The organism is Bradyrhizobium betae (assembly GCF_008932115.1).
GTDB classification, from domain to species: domain Bacteria; phylum Pseudomonadota; class Alphaproteobacteria; order Rhizobiales; family Xanthobacteraceae; genus Bradyrhizobium; species Bradyrhizobium betae.
The window spans coordinates 3,428,883-3,445,397 of record NZ_CP044543.1 but is presented as its reverse complement, the minus strand read 5'-3'; the positions used below and the strand labels follow the sequence as shown (position 1 = coordinate 3,445,397).

Sequence of the window (16,515 nt, the reverse complement as noted above, 5' to 3'; positions counted from 1 at the left end):
CCTCTCCCCGTTTGCGGGGAGAGGCCGACGCGCGCCGAGCGATGCGAAGTATCGTCCGGAGCGCGGCGGGTGAGGGGGACTCTCCGCGAGTCCGACTTCCACCGCGTTTGCGGAGACTCCCCCTCACCCCGCCCCTCTCCCCGCAATCGGGGCGAAGGAGAAGACTCAATTCTCGATCTTGTATCCCGTCGCCGTCACGATCGGCTGCCAGAACGCCGTGTTCGCGGCGAGCTCCTTCGATAGCCCCTCCGCATTGCTGCCGACCGGGATCAGGCCGATCGCGGTGAGCTTCTCCTTCACCTCGGGCCTGGTGAGCGCGGCGCTCGCGGCGGCGCCGAGCTTGCCGGCGAAGTCCGGCGGGCTGCCGGCGGGAAGCCACATGCCGTACCAGCCGTCGGCAACCAGATCGATGCCGCTCTCCTTCAGCGTCGGGACTTCAGGCGCGAACGGCGAACGCTCCGCGCTGCTCGCCGCGATGATCTTCACGCCCTTGGCACGATGCTGCGGCAGCGCATCGGCCAATGTCACGATGCCGAACGACAAGTGCCCACCGACGAGGTCGTTGAGGATCGGCGCGCTGCCGCGATAGGGCACTCGGGTCAGGGGAATGCCGAGATCCTTCTCGAGCCGGGAGCCCATGAAATGCGGAATGGTGCCGTTGCTCGGCACGCCGAACGACGTCTTGTCGGGATGCGCCTTCAGCCACGCCACGAAGGACTTGAAATCGGCGACATCGACCGCCGGACCGACCACGACGGCGAACTCGAACCGCGCCAGCAGCGACACCGGCATGAAGTCCTTGGCCGTATCGAAGCTCGGCGCCGTCTCCACCATCGGCAGCAGGTACATGGTCGGACCCGTCGTCACCAGCACCATGCTGCCGTCGGGGCTTGCGCCCTTCACCGCCTTGATGCCGATCAGGCCGTCGCCGCCGGTGCGGTTTTCGACCACGATGGTCCGCTGCAGCACCGGGGCCATCTCCTGCGCGATCAGCCGGCACAGCGTGTCGCCGCCCGCCCCCGCCGCGAACGGGAAGATGATCTTCGTCAGCCCGGCCTGCGCCTCTACCCCTCCCGCCTGCCCGAGCAGCGGCAGCCCCAGACATCCGGCCATGAATTTGCGGCGATCCATTCTTTCCTCTCCAGCCCCATTTTTTGGTTGCAGGCATTAGAACCGGCGGGGCGCTCAAGACAAGGCGTTTACCATTCCGGCCGCCTTGCGCCGGCCATCGTCCTGCTGCAAAAGCAGGCCTGAACCGGCGCCGCCTGTCGCTCCGCCGCTTTCCGTGCAGAGCCATTCGTCACACGCGCCAACACATACAGCCATGACCAGCCCCGAACTCAGCCAATTCCGCCGCATCGTCGTCAAGGTCGGCTCCGCACTGCTGGTCGATTCCGACAAGGGCGAGGTGCGGGCGTCCTGGCTCGCCGCACTCGCCGACGACATGGCCAAGCTGCACCGCGAGGGCCGCGACGTGCTCGTCGTCTCCTCCGGTTCGATCGCGCTCGGCCGCAGCCGGCTCAAGCTGCCGCGCGGCCCGCTGAAGCTGGAGGAGAGCCAGGCCGCCGCCGCCGTCGGCCAGATCGCGCTGGCGCGGATATGGTCGGAGGTGCTGGGCGCGCATGGCATCGGCGCCGGCCAGATCCTGGTCACGCTCCAGGATACCGAGGAGCGCCGCCGCTATCTCAATGCCCGCTCCACCATCGGCAAGCTGCTGGAGTGGCGCGCGATCCCCGTGATCAACGAGAACGACACGGTCGCCACCAACGAGATCCGCTACGGCGACAACGACCGCCTCGCCGCGCGCGTCGCCACCATGGCCAGCGCGGACCTGCTGGTGCTGCTGTCCGACATCGACGGGCTCTACGACGCGCCGCCGAAGAACAATCCGAACGCAAAACTCATTCCGGTGGTCGAGAGTATCTCCTCAGAGATCGAGGCGGTAGCAGGCGACGCCGAGTCCGAGCTGTCGCGCGGCGGCATGCGCACCAAGGTCGAGGCGGCCAAGATCGCCACCACGGGCGGCACGCATATGCTGATCGCCTCCGGCAAGATCGAGCATCCCCTGCAGGCGATCGCCGATGGCGGCCGCTGCACCTGGTTCCTGACGCCGGCCAATCCCGTCACCTCGCGAAAGCGCTGGATCGCGGGCTCGCTGGAGCCGAAGGGCACGCTGACCATCGACGCCGGCGCGGTCGCGGCCCTGCGGGCCGGCGCCAGCCTGCTGCCGGCCGGCGTGATCAAGGTCGAGGGCCAGTTCGCCCGCGGCGACGCCGTGATCGTGCGCGGCCCCGACACCAGCGAGGTCGGCCGCGGCCTGATCGCCTACGACGCCGACGATGCCGAGCGGATCAAGGGCCGCTCCTCCCCGGACGTGATGGCGATCCTCGGCATCAGCGGCCGCTCGGAGATGATCCACCGCGACGATCTGGTGATGGGCGGGTAGAACCCGACCGATCCCATCTGACGATCATGGCTTACCACGCATAGCGGACGCTGCCTTTGCCGGCGTAGCTGCTGACGACGTCCGAGAACGCCCCTTCGAACGACGCCGAGATCGAGACACCATTGCGCCACGCGATCTCGGCGGAGGCGCTGGTCAGCGCGGCGTCGGGACCGGGCGATGCGCCGCCGACGACGAAGCTTGCGCCGGGCAAGGTCTGGAAGGTCGCGACGATGCTGCGATCGACGCCGTATTCGTGCGCCCACGCCGCTCGGCCGCGGACGGTCAGCACCGCCTGATCGATCAGGAGCGACTTGTCGGTACGCAGGCCGATCTCGCTGCGCGTCGCAGTCGCCGTCTCCGCCGCGTAGCTCAATGCAAAGGTGCCGGAGCCGGCCAACGCCTGCTCAGCATAGACGGGCAGATCGAACGCGGTCACCTGTGCCGCGGCATAAGGCGTGACGCCGAGCCATCGCGTCGCGAAACGGTAGCCGGCCTCGGCGCGTGCGGAAAAGGCATTGGAATCGAATTGTGCCCGCAGCCGCTCGCTGCCGCCCACGGTAACGGTGCGGTCGGTGGTGACGTCCTGCCAGCCATAGGCGAGCGCCGCGGTGACATAGGCCGACCCGGCGGTATGCCGCACGAAAGCGCCGGCCTGGAACAGGTCGGAGCGACCGCTGCCGCCAGCGGCGACGTTGAAGCTCGTTCCGCCGCCGGCCAGCGCGAAACCGGCGACCGTGCGCGGCGACAGCCACACATCCGCACCGACGGCTGTGCCGGCCATGCGACTGGTGGCGGTATTGGAGCCGGTCACCGCATTGCCGTCGGTCGTCTGCGACCCGCCAAAGCCCGCGGCCCAAACGCTCCAGCGTGAATCGAAGCTCGCGCGCGACGGCGCCTTGGTCATCATGCCGTAGGCCTCGCGCTCGGCGCCGCGGCGCTTGCCAGAAGCGGCGGCATAGCCCATCGCACCATCGGCGTCCGCGCCGCGCGAACCGCGCCCGTCGACAAAGGGATCGGTGAGCACGCCGAGAAACTGGTCCATGGCATCGAAGGTCGCCTGCTGCGCGCCGGCCGCGGTTTCGCCGGAGAGCTGGGTCAGCCCGCCCGCCAGCGGCGTGCCGGTCAGCCCGAACAGTGCGACGAAGCCGGGCGGCAGCGTTCCGCCGCCGTTGAAGAAACCGTTGAGCGCATCGGCGACGTTTCGCTGATTGCGGTTCAACCCGCCGGGGGAGAGCGCACCGAGCTGCGCCGTCAGGTCGATCAGCACGTCGGTTGCCGTGGTCCGCAAGCCGGCGCTGAATCCGGCCGGCAGGGCGACAGTGGAGAAGGCGGTAAAATTGCCGCTGATCGACCCAGCATGCAGGATCGAATAGCTGCGGGTGAGATACGTTCCGGACGCAAACGCTGCGGTCACGCTGCCCGCGAGCGTCGCAGCGCCGGTGACGATGGCGCCGGTCGTAGCGGCCGGATTGAGTTGCACCAGATAGACCGCTCCCGACTGGAAGGCGAGATTGCCGACGATCGTCGTTGCGCTGCCCGGCGTCCCCGAGCCGGGCGCGAAGAGCGCGCCGCCCTGGATCAGCGTATTGCCGAGCGTGCCGCTGCCGCTGAGGATGGCACCGCTGCCGACCGTAGTCAGGCTCGACGACGCAATCGAGCCATTCACCCGCAGCTCGCCGCCGCCGACAGCGGTGGCCCCGCTGTAGGTGTTGACACCGGTGAGCACCAGCAGGCCGCTGCCGGTCTTGGTCAGCGCCATCGCTCCCGTGCCGTCCTGGATCGTGCCGGAGAACACCGTCGAGCTGTTGTCCCCGCCGGCAGTCAGGACGGCAGCGCCGCCGCTGTTGGTCACGGTGCCGGCGCCGGCCAGCGATCCCACGGCGTTGGAAAATCCGCCGAGGTCGAGCACCGCGCCGCCCAAGACCGTCATTGCGGAATTGTTGCCGAAGGCGCTGGTCGAGCCGGCCTGCAGCATGCCGGCTTCGACCATTGTCGGGCCGGTATAGCTGTTCAGGCCCGAGAGAACGAGCGTTCCGGCATAGCCGCTCTGGTTGTTGACGACGACATCGCCCGACCCCGACAGCACGCCGCTCAGGTTGGCGGTGTTGCCGGTGAGAACGTTGTAGGTCGGATCGCCTGTTGCCATGATGTCGTTGGCGATAGTGAAGCTGCCGTTGAAGTTCACGGTGACGCCGGTGACGCCGCCGTTGAGCGTCAGCGCGCCGCTGCCGAGCGCGCCGGAATTGCCGACGACGAGCGTCGTGCCCTCGTTGATGGTGGTGCCACCGCTATAGGTGTTGGGACCGGCAAGGATGAGAGTGCCGCCGCCGCTCTTGGTGAGCGCGACGCTGCCGCCCTGGTCCGCGGCGTTGGTGCCGCCGCCGGGATTGGTGCCGCCCGAGCCGATGTAGTCGGCAATTCCGTTCGCAATCGACTGGCTGCCGGCGCCAAAGGCGAGTGTGGTCGGGGTGCCGCCGGTGCCCTGGAAGAAGATGCCGGAGCCGAAGGCGCTGCCGGGATCGCCGTAGCCGCCGCCACCACCACCGCCGGCAACGCCGTTGCCATTGACGGTCAACGAACCGGTGACCGTGACGGTGCCGCCCGCCTGGACATAGACCGCGCCACCGGCGCCGAGCCCGCCGCCGCCGCCCGCACCGCCCGCGACGAGCAGGCTGACATTCGCGGCCCCAGCGCCGAAGCCACCGGCACCGCCGGTGCGCGTCGTCGAGTAAGCGGCGGCGCCGCCGCCACCGAAACCGCCATTGCCACCGGCGGCGCTGGTTCCGCTGAATGCGCCGCCGCCGCCGCCACCATACCCGCCTGCGCCGCCGATACCTTGACCAATGAGGAAGTTGGCGCCGCCGCCACCACCACCGCCGAACCCTCCGTTGCCACCCTGCGCGTTGCTTGACGTAAGACTGTTCTCGCTACCGCCGCCGCCGCCACCGAACCCTCCGTTGGCCCCGGTGCCGCCGCTGGGGGCTGTGCCGATACCGCCGTTGGCGCCGCCACCGTTGGTCCCAAGACCGCTCACGCTGTTGCTGCCTACGGCCAGCCCGCCACCGCCATTGCCCGCGGAGCTTGGGCTGCTTCCGCCATTTCCTCCCATGCCGCCACCACCACCGGCGAGGTTGTTGGTGAAGGCGCCGCCCGCACCCCCGCTCGCCTGGTTGTTGCTCAGGCCCACATTGCTGAGCGTCAGCGCACCGTTGCTCGAGACGAACACCGCGCCGCCGAGACCGGCGCCGCCGCCCCCGCCGTCATTGCCGAGGCCGCCCTGCGCCGCCGCGTTGGCGATGGAAAGATTCGCGATCGTGACCGAATAGGTCGAGCCGGTCGTCCCGGCATCGCCGATGAAGAATGGACGATAGATCCCGCCGCCGCTGATGACGGGGTTGTTGCCGTTGCCGTCGATGGTCAGATTCCTGGCGATGACAGGCAGCTCGCTCGCAAGCGTGATGGTGCCGCCGGTCTGGAACATGATGATGTCGCCATTGCCAGCGCTGGTAATCGCCGCCCGCAGGCTCCCGGCGCCGCTATCGGCCGTGCTCGTCACCAACAGCGTGGCTGCGTTTGCCTGGCAGGCGAGACCGAGCGTGGTGGCGAGCAGCGCGAAGCGCAGCGGCAGTCCGGTAGGCCTCAATGTCGCGACCCTCAAGCAGAAGCATTGCAGCGCCTGCCAGCAAGTCGGGCACGCGACGTCGCAAGACGCCGCCGAGGGGTAACAGGTTGTCCATGCGGGCAATGCGCTCAGCGTCTCACGCGATGATTTCCTCCATGCTGGTGCACGCGGAGCACAGAGCCGCCCGGCTCCGCCCGCCTCGCTTTGGCGGCCGACCGAGCCTGATGCCGGCGACCCAAAGCCCCGATCGAGGCCTTGCGGCCCCTGCAGGGGTGATTCCCAGCCTCGCCAAACCCGGGATTTCCGTGCTAGGACACTGCCTTAGCAGAAGGTTGAAATTCCTATGGCCGCCCACCTCAAAGCCGTCGATGGCAACGCCGATCGTACCAGCGATCTCCTGGCGCTGATGACCGATCTCGGCACCCGTGCCCGCGCCGCCGCGCGCGTGCTGGCGCTGGCGCCGCCGGAGCAGAAGAACCGGGCGCTGGAAGCCATGGAGCGGGCGATCCGCGCGAGCTCTGCAGCGATTCTCGCCGCCAATGCCGAGGACGTCGCGGAGGCCCGCGCGTCGAGCAACATGACGACGTCCTTCATCGATCGCCTGACACTGACGCCGGCGCGGGTCGAAGCGATGGCCGAGGGAATCGGCATCGTGCGCGGCATTGCCGATCCCGTCGGCATCGTCACCGAGAGCTGGCAGCGGCCGAACGGGATGACCATCGAGCGCGTACGCGTGCCGCTCGGCGTCGTCGGCGTGATTTTCGAGAGCCGGCCGAACGTTGCCGCCGATGCCGGCGTGCTGTGCCTGAAATCCGGCAATGCCGTGATTCTGCGCGGCGGCTCCGACAGTTTCCGCTCCTGCCGCGCCATCCATGAATGCCTGGTGCAGGGCCTGCGCGAAGCCGGCCTGCCCGAAGCCGCGATCACGCTGGTGCCGACCCGCGACCGCGCGGCGGTCGGCATGATGCTGTCAGGCCTGAACGGCGCCGTCGACGTCATCGTGCCGCGCGGCGGCAAGAGCCTCGTCGCGCGCGTCGAGGCCGAGGCACGCGTGCCGGTGTTCGCGCATCTCGAAGGCGTCAACCACGTCTATGTCGATGCCGGCGCCGATCTCGCCATGGCGAAGTCGATCGTGCTCAACGCCAAGATGCGCCGCACCGGCGTCTGCGGTGCGGCTGAGACGCTGCTGGTCGATCGCGCCGCTGCCGGCAAGAACCTGAAGCCGCTGGTCGAGATGCTGATCGAGGCCGGCTGCGAGGTGCGCGGCGACGACGCCGTGCAGAAGGTCGACAGCCGCGTCAAGCCCGCGAACGAAGACGATTGGGACACCGAATATCTCGACGCGATCATCGCAGCGAAGGTGGTCGACGGCGTCGACGGCGCGATCGCGCACATCCAGACCCACGGCTCGCATCACACCGATGCGATCGTGAGCGCGGACGAGGCCGCCGCGAAGAAATTCCTCAGCGAAGTCGATTCCGCGATCGTGCTGCACAATGCATCGACGCAGTTCGCCGACGGCGGCGAGTTCGGCTTCGGCGCCGAGATCGGCATCGCCACCGGCCGCTTCCACGCACGGGGTCCGGTCGGCGCCGAACAATTGACCAGCTTCAAGTATCGCGTTCACGGCACCGGGCAGACGCGGCCGTAAACAACGTCGTGGGGCGCGGGCCTTGAGTAACAATTTCGTCGTGCCGCGTTTCCCGGCGCAAGCGATCCCGCCCTATACGGAGGGCATGCGCATCGGCCTGCTCGGCGGCTCGTTCAACCCGCCGCACCAGGCCCATCGCGCCATCAGCCAGTTCGCGCTCAAGCGATTGCAACTCGATCGCGTGTGGTGGCTGGTGACGCCGGGCAATCCGCTGAAAGAGAACGGTACGCTGCATGAACTCGGCGAGCGGATGCAGGCTGCGCGCGAGGTCGCCAACGACCCCAGGATCGAGGTGAGCTGTCTCGAATCCGTCATCCGTACCCGCTACACTATCGATACGATCAACACCCTGCGCCGCCGCCTCCGCGGCCTGCGCTTTGTCTGGATCATGGGCGCCGACAATCTCGCTCAATTCCATCGTTGGCAGGACTGGCGCCGCATCGCCGGCCAGGTGCCGATTGCGGTCATCGATCGCCCTCCGCAGAGTTTTCGTGCCCTTGCCTCTCCCGCCGCCAAGGCGCTCGCGCGCTATCGCCTGCCCGAGAATAAGGCAGCAATGCTTGCGGATCAGCCGGCACCGGCCTGGGTTTTCCTGACCGGATTGAAGCTGAATCTCTCCTCGACGGGCTTACGGAACCCGGACGGGAGCTGGAAAGGTACGAAGTGAGTCAGACTATGCGGACGGCGTGTGGAATTCGGGCTCTCTGGCATATTGAAACCCTTAACCCCACATGATGTAGTGTAACCAGTGGACGCTGGATTCGGCGTTCGCGATACAGTGAAAGGAATGGTCCCTGACCACATCTGTATTGTCCAAGACAGCTTCGACGAAGTCTGTTTTACCCAACGCAAAACCGGCGCGTAAAACATCGACCAAAGCTGCGGCCTTGAAGGCGCAACCCGACGCCGACAAGACGCTGAGCCTGATCCTCTCCCGCCTCGACGACATGAAGGCGGAAGAGACGGTCACCATCGACCTTCGCGGCAAATCGGCGTACTCGGACTACATGATCGTCACCACCGGCCGGGTGAACCGGCACGTTGGCGCGATCGCGGAAAACGTCGCCAAGGGCCTCAAGGAAAACGGCATCAAGAACATCCACGTCGAGGGCTTGCCCAATTGCGACTGGGTGCTGATCGATTCCGGCGATGTGATCGTGCACGTGTTCAGACCCGAGGTCCGCGAGTTCTACAATCTCGAGCGATTGTACACGCAGGGCCCAGGGGCGGCGAAAGCGATCGCGGCGAAGGCGATCTAGAGGCCACAGGCCGATTTCGAATCGGCTGACGCGCATGCTAGCGTCGTGCGCGCGCAACCTGCGCGCGGTCTTGAAAACACGACCCTGAAAACATCATGCGCGTTGCAGTCATTGCGGTGGGCCGGCTGAAGCAGGGCCCCGAACGGGAGCTTGCCGACCGCTATTTCGAGCGGTTCGACGAGGCCGGCCGCAAGCTCGGATTCCGCGAGCTCGCCATCCACGAAATTCCCGAGAGCCGCGCGCGCGACACCGCGACCCGGATGGCCGAAGAAGCCGCTGCGATCTCCGCGCATATTCCGGACAAGTCGATCCTGGTGGCGCTGGACGAGCGCGGCCAGAATCTCGATTCCACCGTATTCGCACGGAATCTCGGGCGCTGGCGCGACGAGGGGGCCGGTCATACTATCTTCGTGATCGGAGGGGCGGACGGACTTTCGCCCGAATTGCGCCGTAAGGCCAAGCTCGCGATTGCGTTCGGCTCGGCGACCTGGCCGCATCAAATGGTCCGCGTCATGCTTCTGGAACAGCTTTATCGGGCCGCCACCATTCTGGCCGGCCACCCCTATCACCGCGCGTGATGCGCGCCACAACGAGCACCTTTGCTTAAAGCGATGCGAGCGCCCGTCATCAACCTGCTGCTGATCGCAAGCGTCTCTAGCGCAAGCGTGTTGGGCGCAAATGTGCTGGGCGCAAGCCTCGCGCAAGCTCAGACGACAACGCCGGCACAACAGGCCGCGGCCGTCTCGCCCGATGCGGTCAAGCAGCGCGAGCAGGAGCTGGAAGCCGCGCGCGCCAGGCAGAAGAGCGCGGAAGAGGCGCAGGCCAAGCTCAAGGCCGAGATCGTCTCGCTCGGCCAGGATCGCACCCAACTCAATCAGCAATTGATCGACACCGCCGCCAATGTGCGCACCGTCGAGACCAAGATCGACGAAGCCGAAGCGCGGCTGCGGTCGCTGAACGGCCGCGAGCAGCAGATGCGCACCTCGCTCGATTCGCGCCGCGCCGACATCGTCGAGGTGCTGGCGGCCCTGCAGCGCGCCGGACGGCGGACGCCGCCGGCGCTGCTGGTGCGGCCCGAGGACGCGCTGCAATCGCTGCGCACCGCCATGCTGCTCGGCGCGGTGGTGCCGGAACTGCGCGGCCGCGCGGAGAAGATCGCGGGCGAGCTTGGCGAGCTCGTCGCCTTGCGCAGGAACATCGCCGCCGAGCGCGACCAGCTCGCCACCGACCGCGACAGGATTCGCAACGACCAGACCCGGCTTGCGGCCCTCGTCGACGAGCGGCAGCGCCAGCAGGCGTCGCGGGAAAAGGACCTCAGCGCCGAAAGTTCGCGCGCGATCGCGCTGTCAAGGCAGGTCGGCGATCTCCAGGGGCTGATCGCCAAGATGGAGCAGGATCTGCAGAGCGCAGCCAAGGCCGCTGAGAAGGCGGCCGAGGCCGCAAGGCAGGCCGAGGCCAAGGCGGCTGCAAACGCGTCCGCCAGCGCCAAGCCCGGCCCCGGCGCTTTCAAGGACCGGTCCCGGACCACCCCGGCCATCGCCTTCGCCTCGGCCAAGGGCCTGCTGCCGCTCCCGGTTAACGGTAACAAGATCAGGGATTTTGGCGGTTCCGACGGGGTCGGCGGGGTCCAGAAGGGCATTTCGCTGGCCACCAAGCCCGGCTCCCAGATCACGACGCCGTGTGATGGCTGGGTGGTCTATGCCGGTCCGTTCCGCAGCTATGGACAACTCTTGATCCTCAATGCCGGGGGCGGGTATCATGTCCTCATCGCCGGGATGGAGCGCATTTCGGTCAACATCGGACAGTTTGTGCTCACGGGGGAGCCGGTCGCGACCATGGGGTCGACCTCTCAAGTCGCCTCCATTCTCGCCACGAACGCGAGTCAACCTGTGCTGTATGTCGAGTTCCGTAAGGACGGCACTCCAATCGATCCAGGCCCATGGTGGGCCGCAAATGAAGGCGAGAAGGTTCGCGGATGATGCGCAAGACTTCAGTTATCCTCCTCAGCGCGGCCACGGGTGCGGCGCTGACGCTGTTCGTGACCCAGCCGCGCGCGGTCTTCATGGGCTCGAGCGCACGGGCCGCCACCGCGGACACCTATCGCCAGCTCAACCTTTTCGGCGACGTCTTCGAGCGCGTGCGCTCGGACTATGTCGAAAAGCCCGACGACACCAAACTGATCGAATCCGCCATCAGCGGCATGCTCACAGGCCTCGATCCGCATTCGAGCTACATGGACGCCAAGAGCTTCCGCGACATGCAGGTGCAGACCCGCGGTGAGTTCGGCGGCCTCGGCATCGAGGTGACGATGGAGGACGGCCTGATCAAGGTGGTCTCGCCGATCGACGACACGCCGGCCTCGCGCGCCGGCGTCATGGCCAACGACATCATCACCAATCTCGACGAGGAAGCGGTGCAGGGCCTGACCCTGAACCAGGCCGTCGAGAAGATGCGCGGTCCGGTCAACACCAAGATCAAGCTGAAGATCATCCGCAAGGGCCAGGACAATCCGATCGACGTCACGCTGGTGCGCGACAACATCCGCGTCCGCTCGGTGCGCGCGCGCGTCGAGACCGACGACATCGCCTATATCCGCATCACGACCTTCAACGAGCAGACCACCGAAGGCCTGAAGCGCGAGGTCGCCAACCTCTCGAATCAGATCGGCGACAAGCTCAAGGGCTACATCATCGACCTCCGCAACAACCCGGGCGGCCTGCTCGAGGAAGCGGTCACCGTCTCCGACTCGTTCCTCGAGAAGGGCGAGATCGTCTCGACGCGCGGCCGCAATGCCGAGGAGACCCAGCGTCGCACCGCGCATGCGGGCGATCTGACCAAGGGCAAGCCGGTCATCGTGCTGGTCAATGGCGGCTCGGCCTCGGCGTCGGAAATCGTCGCCGGCGCGCTGCAGGACCACAAGCGCGCGACCATCGTCGGCACGCGCTCGTTCGGCAAGGGCTCGGTGCAGACCATCATCCCGCTCGGTTCGGGCAATGGCGCGCTGCGTCTGACCACGGCGCGCTATTACACGCCGTCGGGCAAGTCGATCCAGGCCAAGGGCATCGTGCCCGACATCGAAGTGCTGCAGGACGTGCCGGACGAGTTGAAGTCGCGCACCGACACCAAGGGCGAGGCTTCGCTGCGCGGCCATCTGAAGAACGACGGCGACGAGAAGACCGGCTCGCAGTCCTATGTTCCGCCGGACGCCAAGGACGACAAGGCGCTCAAGCTCGCCGGCGACCTGCTCCACGGCATCAAGAACAGCGCCTCCGCGGCGCCCACGCCGGGCGACAACAAGGGCGCGACCACCGACAAGCCCAAAGCGGCGAACTAAGTCGGGCGCATCACGCGATCCAAGTCAAAGGGCGGCTCCCGGAGCCGCCCTTTTTGCTTGGCCCGCCGCAATCCCCGGCGCATCCCGGCCTGCCGCCGCTTGACCTCGGCGTGGTATCGTCGGCGGGAGTGATTCGGGATCTCGCATGACTGAAACGGCCGATGATCTGAGCGCCCCGCTCGGACAGGACAAGCCGCGCCGGAAGCGCCGGCTGCGGCTGCCGTTCACGGCCATGCAGGCGCTGGCTGTCATGCTCGGCCTGTTCCTGGCCGCCTTTGCCGGCTTTGCCATCTTCAACAAGGATCCGCTCGGCGGCGAGCCGATGACGCGGATCGCGATCCAGCCCAAGACCGCCGACGAGAAGCCCGCCGCCGCCGGCCATGGCCAGGAGAGCAAGCAAGAGGGCAAGCACGAGGCCAAGGAAGCGCCGAAGCAGCCGGGCGAGCAGAAGACCGTCACCATGATCGACGGTTCCACCGGTACCCGCCACGACGTGGTGATCGGCGGCGGGGACTCGGCGGACAAGGGCGAAGCGGCCGCCGCGAACGCGCCGCCGCCCGTCATGGCCGGGATCGACCCGAAACTGCTGGAGAAGTCACGCTACGGCATGATCCCGGTGGTGGCCGGAGACCTGAAGCCGTTCAACGTCTATGCCGCGGATGCCGACCGCGCCAAGGCTGCCAAGATGCCCGTGGTCGCGATCCTGATCGGCGGCCTCGGCGTCGGCGCCGCCAAGACCACCGACGCGATCATGCGGCTGCCGCCGGCGGTGACGCTGGCCTTCACGCCCTACGGCGCCGACCCCGGCAAGCTGGCCGAACGGGCCCGCGCCCAGCGCCACGAGATCTTCCTCCAGATCCCGATGGAGCCCTACGACTTCCCGGACAACGATCCGGGGCCGCAGACGCTGCTGACCTCGCTTACCGCCGACCAGAACATGGACCGCCTGTACTGGCACCTCAGCCGCATGCAGGGCTATGCCGGCCTCACCAATTTCATGGGCGCCCGCTTCGTGGCGACGGAGCCGGCGATGCAGCCGATCATCCGCGAGGCGGCCAAGCGCGGCCTCGGCTTCTTCGACGACGGCTCCTCGCCCCGCAGCATCGCGCCGCAGGCCGCTGCCAGCGCGGCGATGCCGTTCGGCAAGGGCGACATCGCGATCGACGTGGTGCCGACCCCGGCCGAGATCGACCGCGCCCTGAACAAGCTCGAATCGCTGGCGCGCGAGCGTGGCACGGCGGTCGGCATCGCCTCGGCCCTGCCGGTCTCGATCGAGCGCATCGGCGCCTGGACCAAGACATTGAGCGACCGGGGTATCCTTTTGGTGCCATTGACAACCGCGATGCTGAAATCAAAATCCAGCTAAATCAACGGATTGGTACGGCACGGGTCCCGCGGGGGCCGGCATGCCCGCCAAAAGCACGCGAGAGGCCTGGCGGAATGGCGCGTTACGAGGATTTGCCCTACCGGACCTGCGTCGGCGTGATGCTGATCAACCGGAAGGGACTGGTGTTCATCGGCCGCCGCGCCGGCGGCATCGAGCATGTCGACGACAGCCATGTCTGGCAGATGCCGCAGGGCGGCGTCGATCCCGGCGAGGACACCTGGGACGCGGCCAGGCGCGAGCTCTATGAGGAGACCAGCGTGCGCTCGGTCGAGCGGCTCGGCGAGGTCCCGGACTGGCTCACTTACGACATTCCGCGCACGGTCGCGGGGCGCACCTGGAAGGGCCGCTACCGGGGCCAGCGCCAGAAATGGTTCGCAGTGCGCTTCACCGGCGAGGACAGCGAGATCAACGTCGAGCACCCCGGCGGCGGCCACAAGGCCGAGTTCGTGAGCTGGCGCTGGGAACCGATGAAGAATTTGACCGGGCTGATCATCCCCTTCAAGCGCCCGGTCTACGAGCGCGTGGTGAAGGAATTTTCCGCGCTGGCGGATGAATAAATCAAATTGTCATTCCGGGTTCGGTGCTAATGCATCGCCGGAATGACACGGAAGATCCCCACGTGACGAATGAAAAGCCCTACCGTCCCAATGTGGGCATCGCCCTGTTCAATGCCGATGGCCGCGTTCTGATCGGGCACCGCTTCAAGGGCGACGGGCCCGAGATTATCCTGCCGGGCCTCGACTGGCAGATGCCGCAGGGCGGGGTCGATGACGGCGAGAATCTGCGTGACGCCGCGATGCGCGAGCTCTGGGAAGAGACCAGCGTCGTCAGCGCGGATTTTCTCGGCGAGACCGACTGGCTCACCTACGAATTCCCTCCCTATGACGGACCGCAAACGCACCGGCTGGCGAAGTTCCGCGGCCAGCGCCAAAAGTGGTTCGCGCTACGCTTCACCGGCAAGGATGACGAGATCGATCCGCTGACGCCGCGCAACGACCAGCCCGCGGAATTCGACGCATGGCGCTGGGAGCGCCTCGACCGCGTCACCGATTTCGTGGTGCCGTTCCGCCGCGACGTCTACCGCGCGGTGGCGCAGCAGTTTGCGCCGTTCGGAACCTGAAGCTGCGAAAACAACCCCATGCACAGTAGGATGGGGGTTGAAATCGTTAGAGATTTTTTCGGCTAATTCACCGGGCCCACCGTGAACGGGCCGATCGCGATCACGTGGCAATCGCTGTCGCGCTTGGCGCAGTCGGAGAGCGCGGAATTGACCGCGGTCTGCTCGTCCGCGGCTTTGAGGCCTAGGCCGGGACGGCCCGCGGTGCCGACCGCGACCGCGTTCCAGCCCATGGCCTCACCAAGCTTGCGCACGACCTCGTCGCGCTGGTCGGCGAGGATCGACGCGTTGGACGCCGCGTGGAAGAAACCGGTGATCTTGAGCAAGGTCGGGATCGGCACGACGAAATTGTCGTCGACCGCCACGATCATGCAGGCGACGCCGGCGATGGCGCCGCACGATTCCAGCGCACGCCGCGCCGACTCGTCGACGGACGAAGCGCCGAGCACCATGAAATATTGACCGCCCGGACCGAGCGCGACCGACCGGGATTTCGCTGCCGGCGCGAACATATTCTCGAGCCGGACCTTTGCGGGATCCCGCACCATCGGGAAATCTTTCGACGCGAACGCGCGCTCGGTCATCGGGTCGTGGCGGACCCAGGGCTGCGGCGGCATCGGCGGCTTGCCATGAGTGTAGACGATCGCATTGCCGACCGCATAGAGCTCGCAGCGCCGCGGCGATTGCGCGGCGTCGGCGCGCTTCTGGCACTGTTCGAGCGCCGCGTTGCGCGCGGCCTCCTCATTCGGCTGGTTGAGCGCCGAGCCGGTGAAGCCGCCGACGTTCAGCGCGAAGGCCTTGTAATCACCGGCGGCGGAATATTCGCCGCTGAGATAGCCGCGCACGCGCTCGCCGACGAACGGCACCATCTCGGCCGGGAATTTGCCGCCGGATGCGGCCGGCGGCGAAGCCGTCGGCGCCGGGGTTGACGCCGGACTTGTCACCGGACTTGTCGCCGCGATCGCAGGCGCCTTGGTGGTTTCGAGCTTGGTGAAATAGAGGAAGCCGCCGACGCCGATGGCGACGATGGAGACGATTCCGACCACCAGCGGCCACATCCAGTTCGGCGCGGGCGCGGCCTTCGCCACCTTCTTGATCTGCGGCGTCGCGTAACTGCCGTCCTCGCGCCGCATCGCCACCATGTAGGCGTGCACCGGCGTCGGGATGTTCTTCACCTCCTGCGCGCCGATATCGGCGAACTGAACCGACAGCTTGTTGGCGACCTGCTCGTGCACGGCGCGGGAGACGCAGATGCCGCCGACCTCGGCGAGGCCTTCGAGCCTTGCTGCGATGTTGACGCCGTCGCCCAAGAGGTCGCCGTCGCGTTCGACTACGTCGCCGATGGTGATGCCGATGCGGAACGACATCTGCCGGCTCGGCGGATAAGCCATGTTGCGGGTTCGCAACGACTCCTGGATGTCGATCGCGCAGCGCACCGCGTCGACCGCGCTCGGAAATTCCGCGAGCACGGCATCGCCCGCCGTGTTGAAGATGCGTCCGCCGGCCTTGGCGATGAAATCGTCGACGACCTCGCGATAGGAGGCCAGACGCCGCAGCGTCTCCTCTTCGTCTTCCGCGACCAGTCTCGAGTAACCGGCAATATCGGCTGCGAAAATCGCCGCGATCTTGCGTTTCATCTGCGACCGGCCCCCGGAACAAATCCGCGCGCGCAGAATGCCGCTATCGGCGGCGCGGTGCA

At 67.1% G+C, this 16,515-nt stretch carries 13 protein-coding genes; 10 read left to right on the top strand and 3 right to left on the bottom strand.

The annotated features are described in order from the left end of the window. Positions 1-165: 165 nt before the first annotated feature. Positions 166-1,131 (bottom strand): Bug family tripartite tricarboxylate transporter substrate binding protein, encoded by a 966-nt coding sequence (locus F8237_RS16460; RefSeq protein ID WP_151646232.1) that lies wholly within the window; start codon positions 1,129-1,131, stop codon positions 166-168. 193 nt (positions 1,132-1,324) lie between these two features. Between F8237_RS16460 and proB the strand changes: the two genes are divergently transcribed. After that, positions 1,325-2,446 carry a glutamate 5-kinase gene (gene proB, locus F8237_RS16455; protein ID WP_151646230.1) on the top strand — a complete coding sequence of 374 codons (1,122 nt, stop codon included), beginning with the start codon at positions 1,325-1,327 and terminating at the stop codon, positions 2,444-2,446. 31 nt (positions 2,447-2,477) lie between these two features. Here proB and F8237_RS16450 read toward each other — a convergent pair whose 3' ends face one another. Beyond that, entirely contained in the window at positions 2,478-6,089 is a 3,612-nt protein-coding gene (locus tag F8237_RS16450; protein WP_151646228.1) for an autotransporter domain-containing protein, read from the bottom strand. 322 nt (positions 6,090-6,411) lie between these two features. Here F8237_RS16450 and F8237_RS16445 point away from each other — a divergent pair, with 322 nt between their 5' ends. The 9 genes from F8237_RS16445 (at position 6,412) to F8237_RS16405 (ending at position 14,819) form a co-directional block, all read left to right on the top strand. Next, positions 6,412-7,719, top strand: coding sequence for a glutamate-5-semialdehyde dehydrogenase (locus F8237_RS16445; RefSeq protein ID WP_151646226.1), 1,308 nt, complete (start codon positions 6,412-6,414; stop codon positions 7,717-7,719). Between the two features lie 22 nt (positions 7,720-7,741). Then, entirely contained in the window at positions 7,742-8,386 is a 645-nt protein-coding gene (locus F8237_RS16440; RefSeq protein ID WP_162006075.1) for a nicotinate-nucleotide adenylyltransferase, read from the top strand. 220 nt (positions 8,387-8,606) lie between these two features. Beyond that, complete coding sequence (gene rsfS / locus F8237_RS16435; RefSeq protein ID WP_028139198.1) at positions 8,607-8,978, top strand: ribosome silencing factor; 372 nt, start codon at positions 8,607-8,609, stop codon at positions 8,976-8,978. Positions 8,979-9,073: 95 nt separating this feature from the next. Next, a complete protein-coding gene (rlmH, locus tag F8237_RS16430; protein ID WP_151646224.1) occupies positions 9,074-9,556 on the top strand; it encodes a 23S rRNA (pseudouridine(1915)-N(3))-methyltransferase RlmH in 483 nt (160 codons plus the stop codon). 33 nt (positions 9,557-9,589) lie between these two features. Then, positions 9,590-10,957: a murein hydrolase activator EnvC family protein gene (locus F8237_RS16425; protein WP_151646222.1), complete on the top strand. Its 1,368-nt coding sequence runs from the start codon at positions 9,590-9,592 to the stop codon at positions 10,955-10,957. Beyond that, positions 10,954-12,312: a S41 family peptidase gene (locus tag F8237_RS16420; RefSeq protein ID WP_143842450.1), complete on the top strand. Its 1,359-nt coding sequence runs from the start codon at positions 10,954-10,956 to the stop codon at positions 12,310-12,312. The genes F8237_RS16425 and F8237_RS16420 overlap by 4 nt, the downstream gene beginning before the upstream one ends. A 145-nt stretch (positions 12,313-12,457) precedes the next feature. Continuing rightward, complete coding sequence (locus tag F8237_RS16415; protein WP_151646220.1) at positions 12,458-13,678, top strand: divergent polysaccharide deacetylase family protein; 1,221 nt, start codon at positions 12,458-12,460, stop codon at positions 13,676-13,678. Positions 13,679-13,752: 74 nt separating this feature from the next. Further along, on the top strand, positions 13,753-14,256 hold the full coding sequence (locus F8237_RS16410) for an RNA pyrophosphohydrolase (RefSeq protein WP_151646218.1): 504 nt from the start codon (positions 13,753-13,755) through the stop codon (positions 14,254-14,256). 62 nt (positions 14,257-14,318) lie between these two features. Beyond that, a complete protein-coding gene (locus F8237_RS16405) occupies positions 14,319-14,819 on the top strand; it encodes an RNA pyrophosphohydrolase (protein ID WP_151646216.1) in 501 nt (166 codons plus the stop codon). Between the two features lie 62 nt (positions 14,820-14,881). Here the strand turns inward: F8237_RS16405 and F8237_RS16400 are convergent, their stop codons facing one another. After that, positions 14,882-16,453 carry an adenylate/guanylate cyclase domain-containing protein gene (locus tag F8237_RS16400; protein WP_151646214.1) on the bottom strand — a complete coding sequence of 524 codons (1,572 nt, stop codon included), beginning with the start codon at positions 16,451-16,453 and terminating at the stop codon, positions 14,882-14,884. Positions 16,454-16,515: the final 62 nt, after the last annotated feature.

What these genes read in the sequence shown, in the direction of transcription:
- F8237_RS16420 (WP_143842450.1), top strand. Translation starts at nt 10,954, where the DNA reads ATGATGCGCAAGACTTCAGTTATCCTCCTCAGCGCGGCCACGGGTGCG.
- F8237_RS16400 (WP_151646214.1), bottom strand. Translation starts at nt 16,453, where the DNA reads ATGAAACGCAAGATCGCGGCGATTTTCGCAGCCGATATTGCCGGTTAC.
- rlmH (WP_151646224.1), top strand. Translation starts at nt 9,074, where the DNA reads ATGCGCGTTGCAGTCATTGCGGTGGGCCGGCTGAAGCAGGGCCCCGAA.
- proB (WP_151646230.1), top strand. Translation starts at nt 1,325, where the DNA reads ATGACCAGCCCCGAACTCAGCCAATTCCGCCGCATCGTCGTCAAGGTC.
- F8237_RS16415 (WP_151646220.1), top strand. Translation starts at nt 12,458, where the DNA reads ATGACTGAAACGGCCGATGATCTGAGCGCCCCGCTCGGACAGGACAAG.
- F8237_RS16410 (WP_151646218.1), top strand. Translation starts at nt 13,753, where the DNA reads ATGGCGCGTTACGAGGATTTGCCCTACCGGACCTGCGTCGGCGTGATG.
- F8237_RS16445 (WP_151646226.1), top strand. Translation starts at nt 6,412, where the DNA reads ATGGCCGCCCACCTCAAAGCCGTCGATGGCAACGCCGATCGTACCAGC.
- F8237_RS16460 (WP_151646232.1), bottom strand. Translation starts at nt 1,131, where the DNA reads ATGGATCGCCGCAAATTCATGGCCGGATGTCTGGGGCTGCCGCTGCTC.
- F8237_RS16425 (WP_151646222.1), top strand. Translation starts at nt 9,590, where the DNA reads ATGCGAGCGCCCGTCATCAACCTGCTGCTGATCGCAAGCGTCTCTAGC.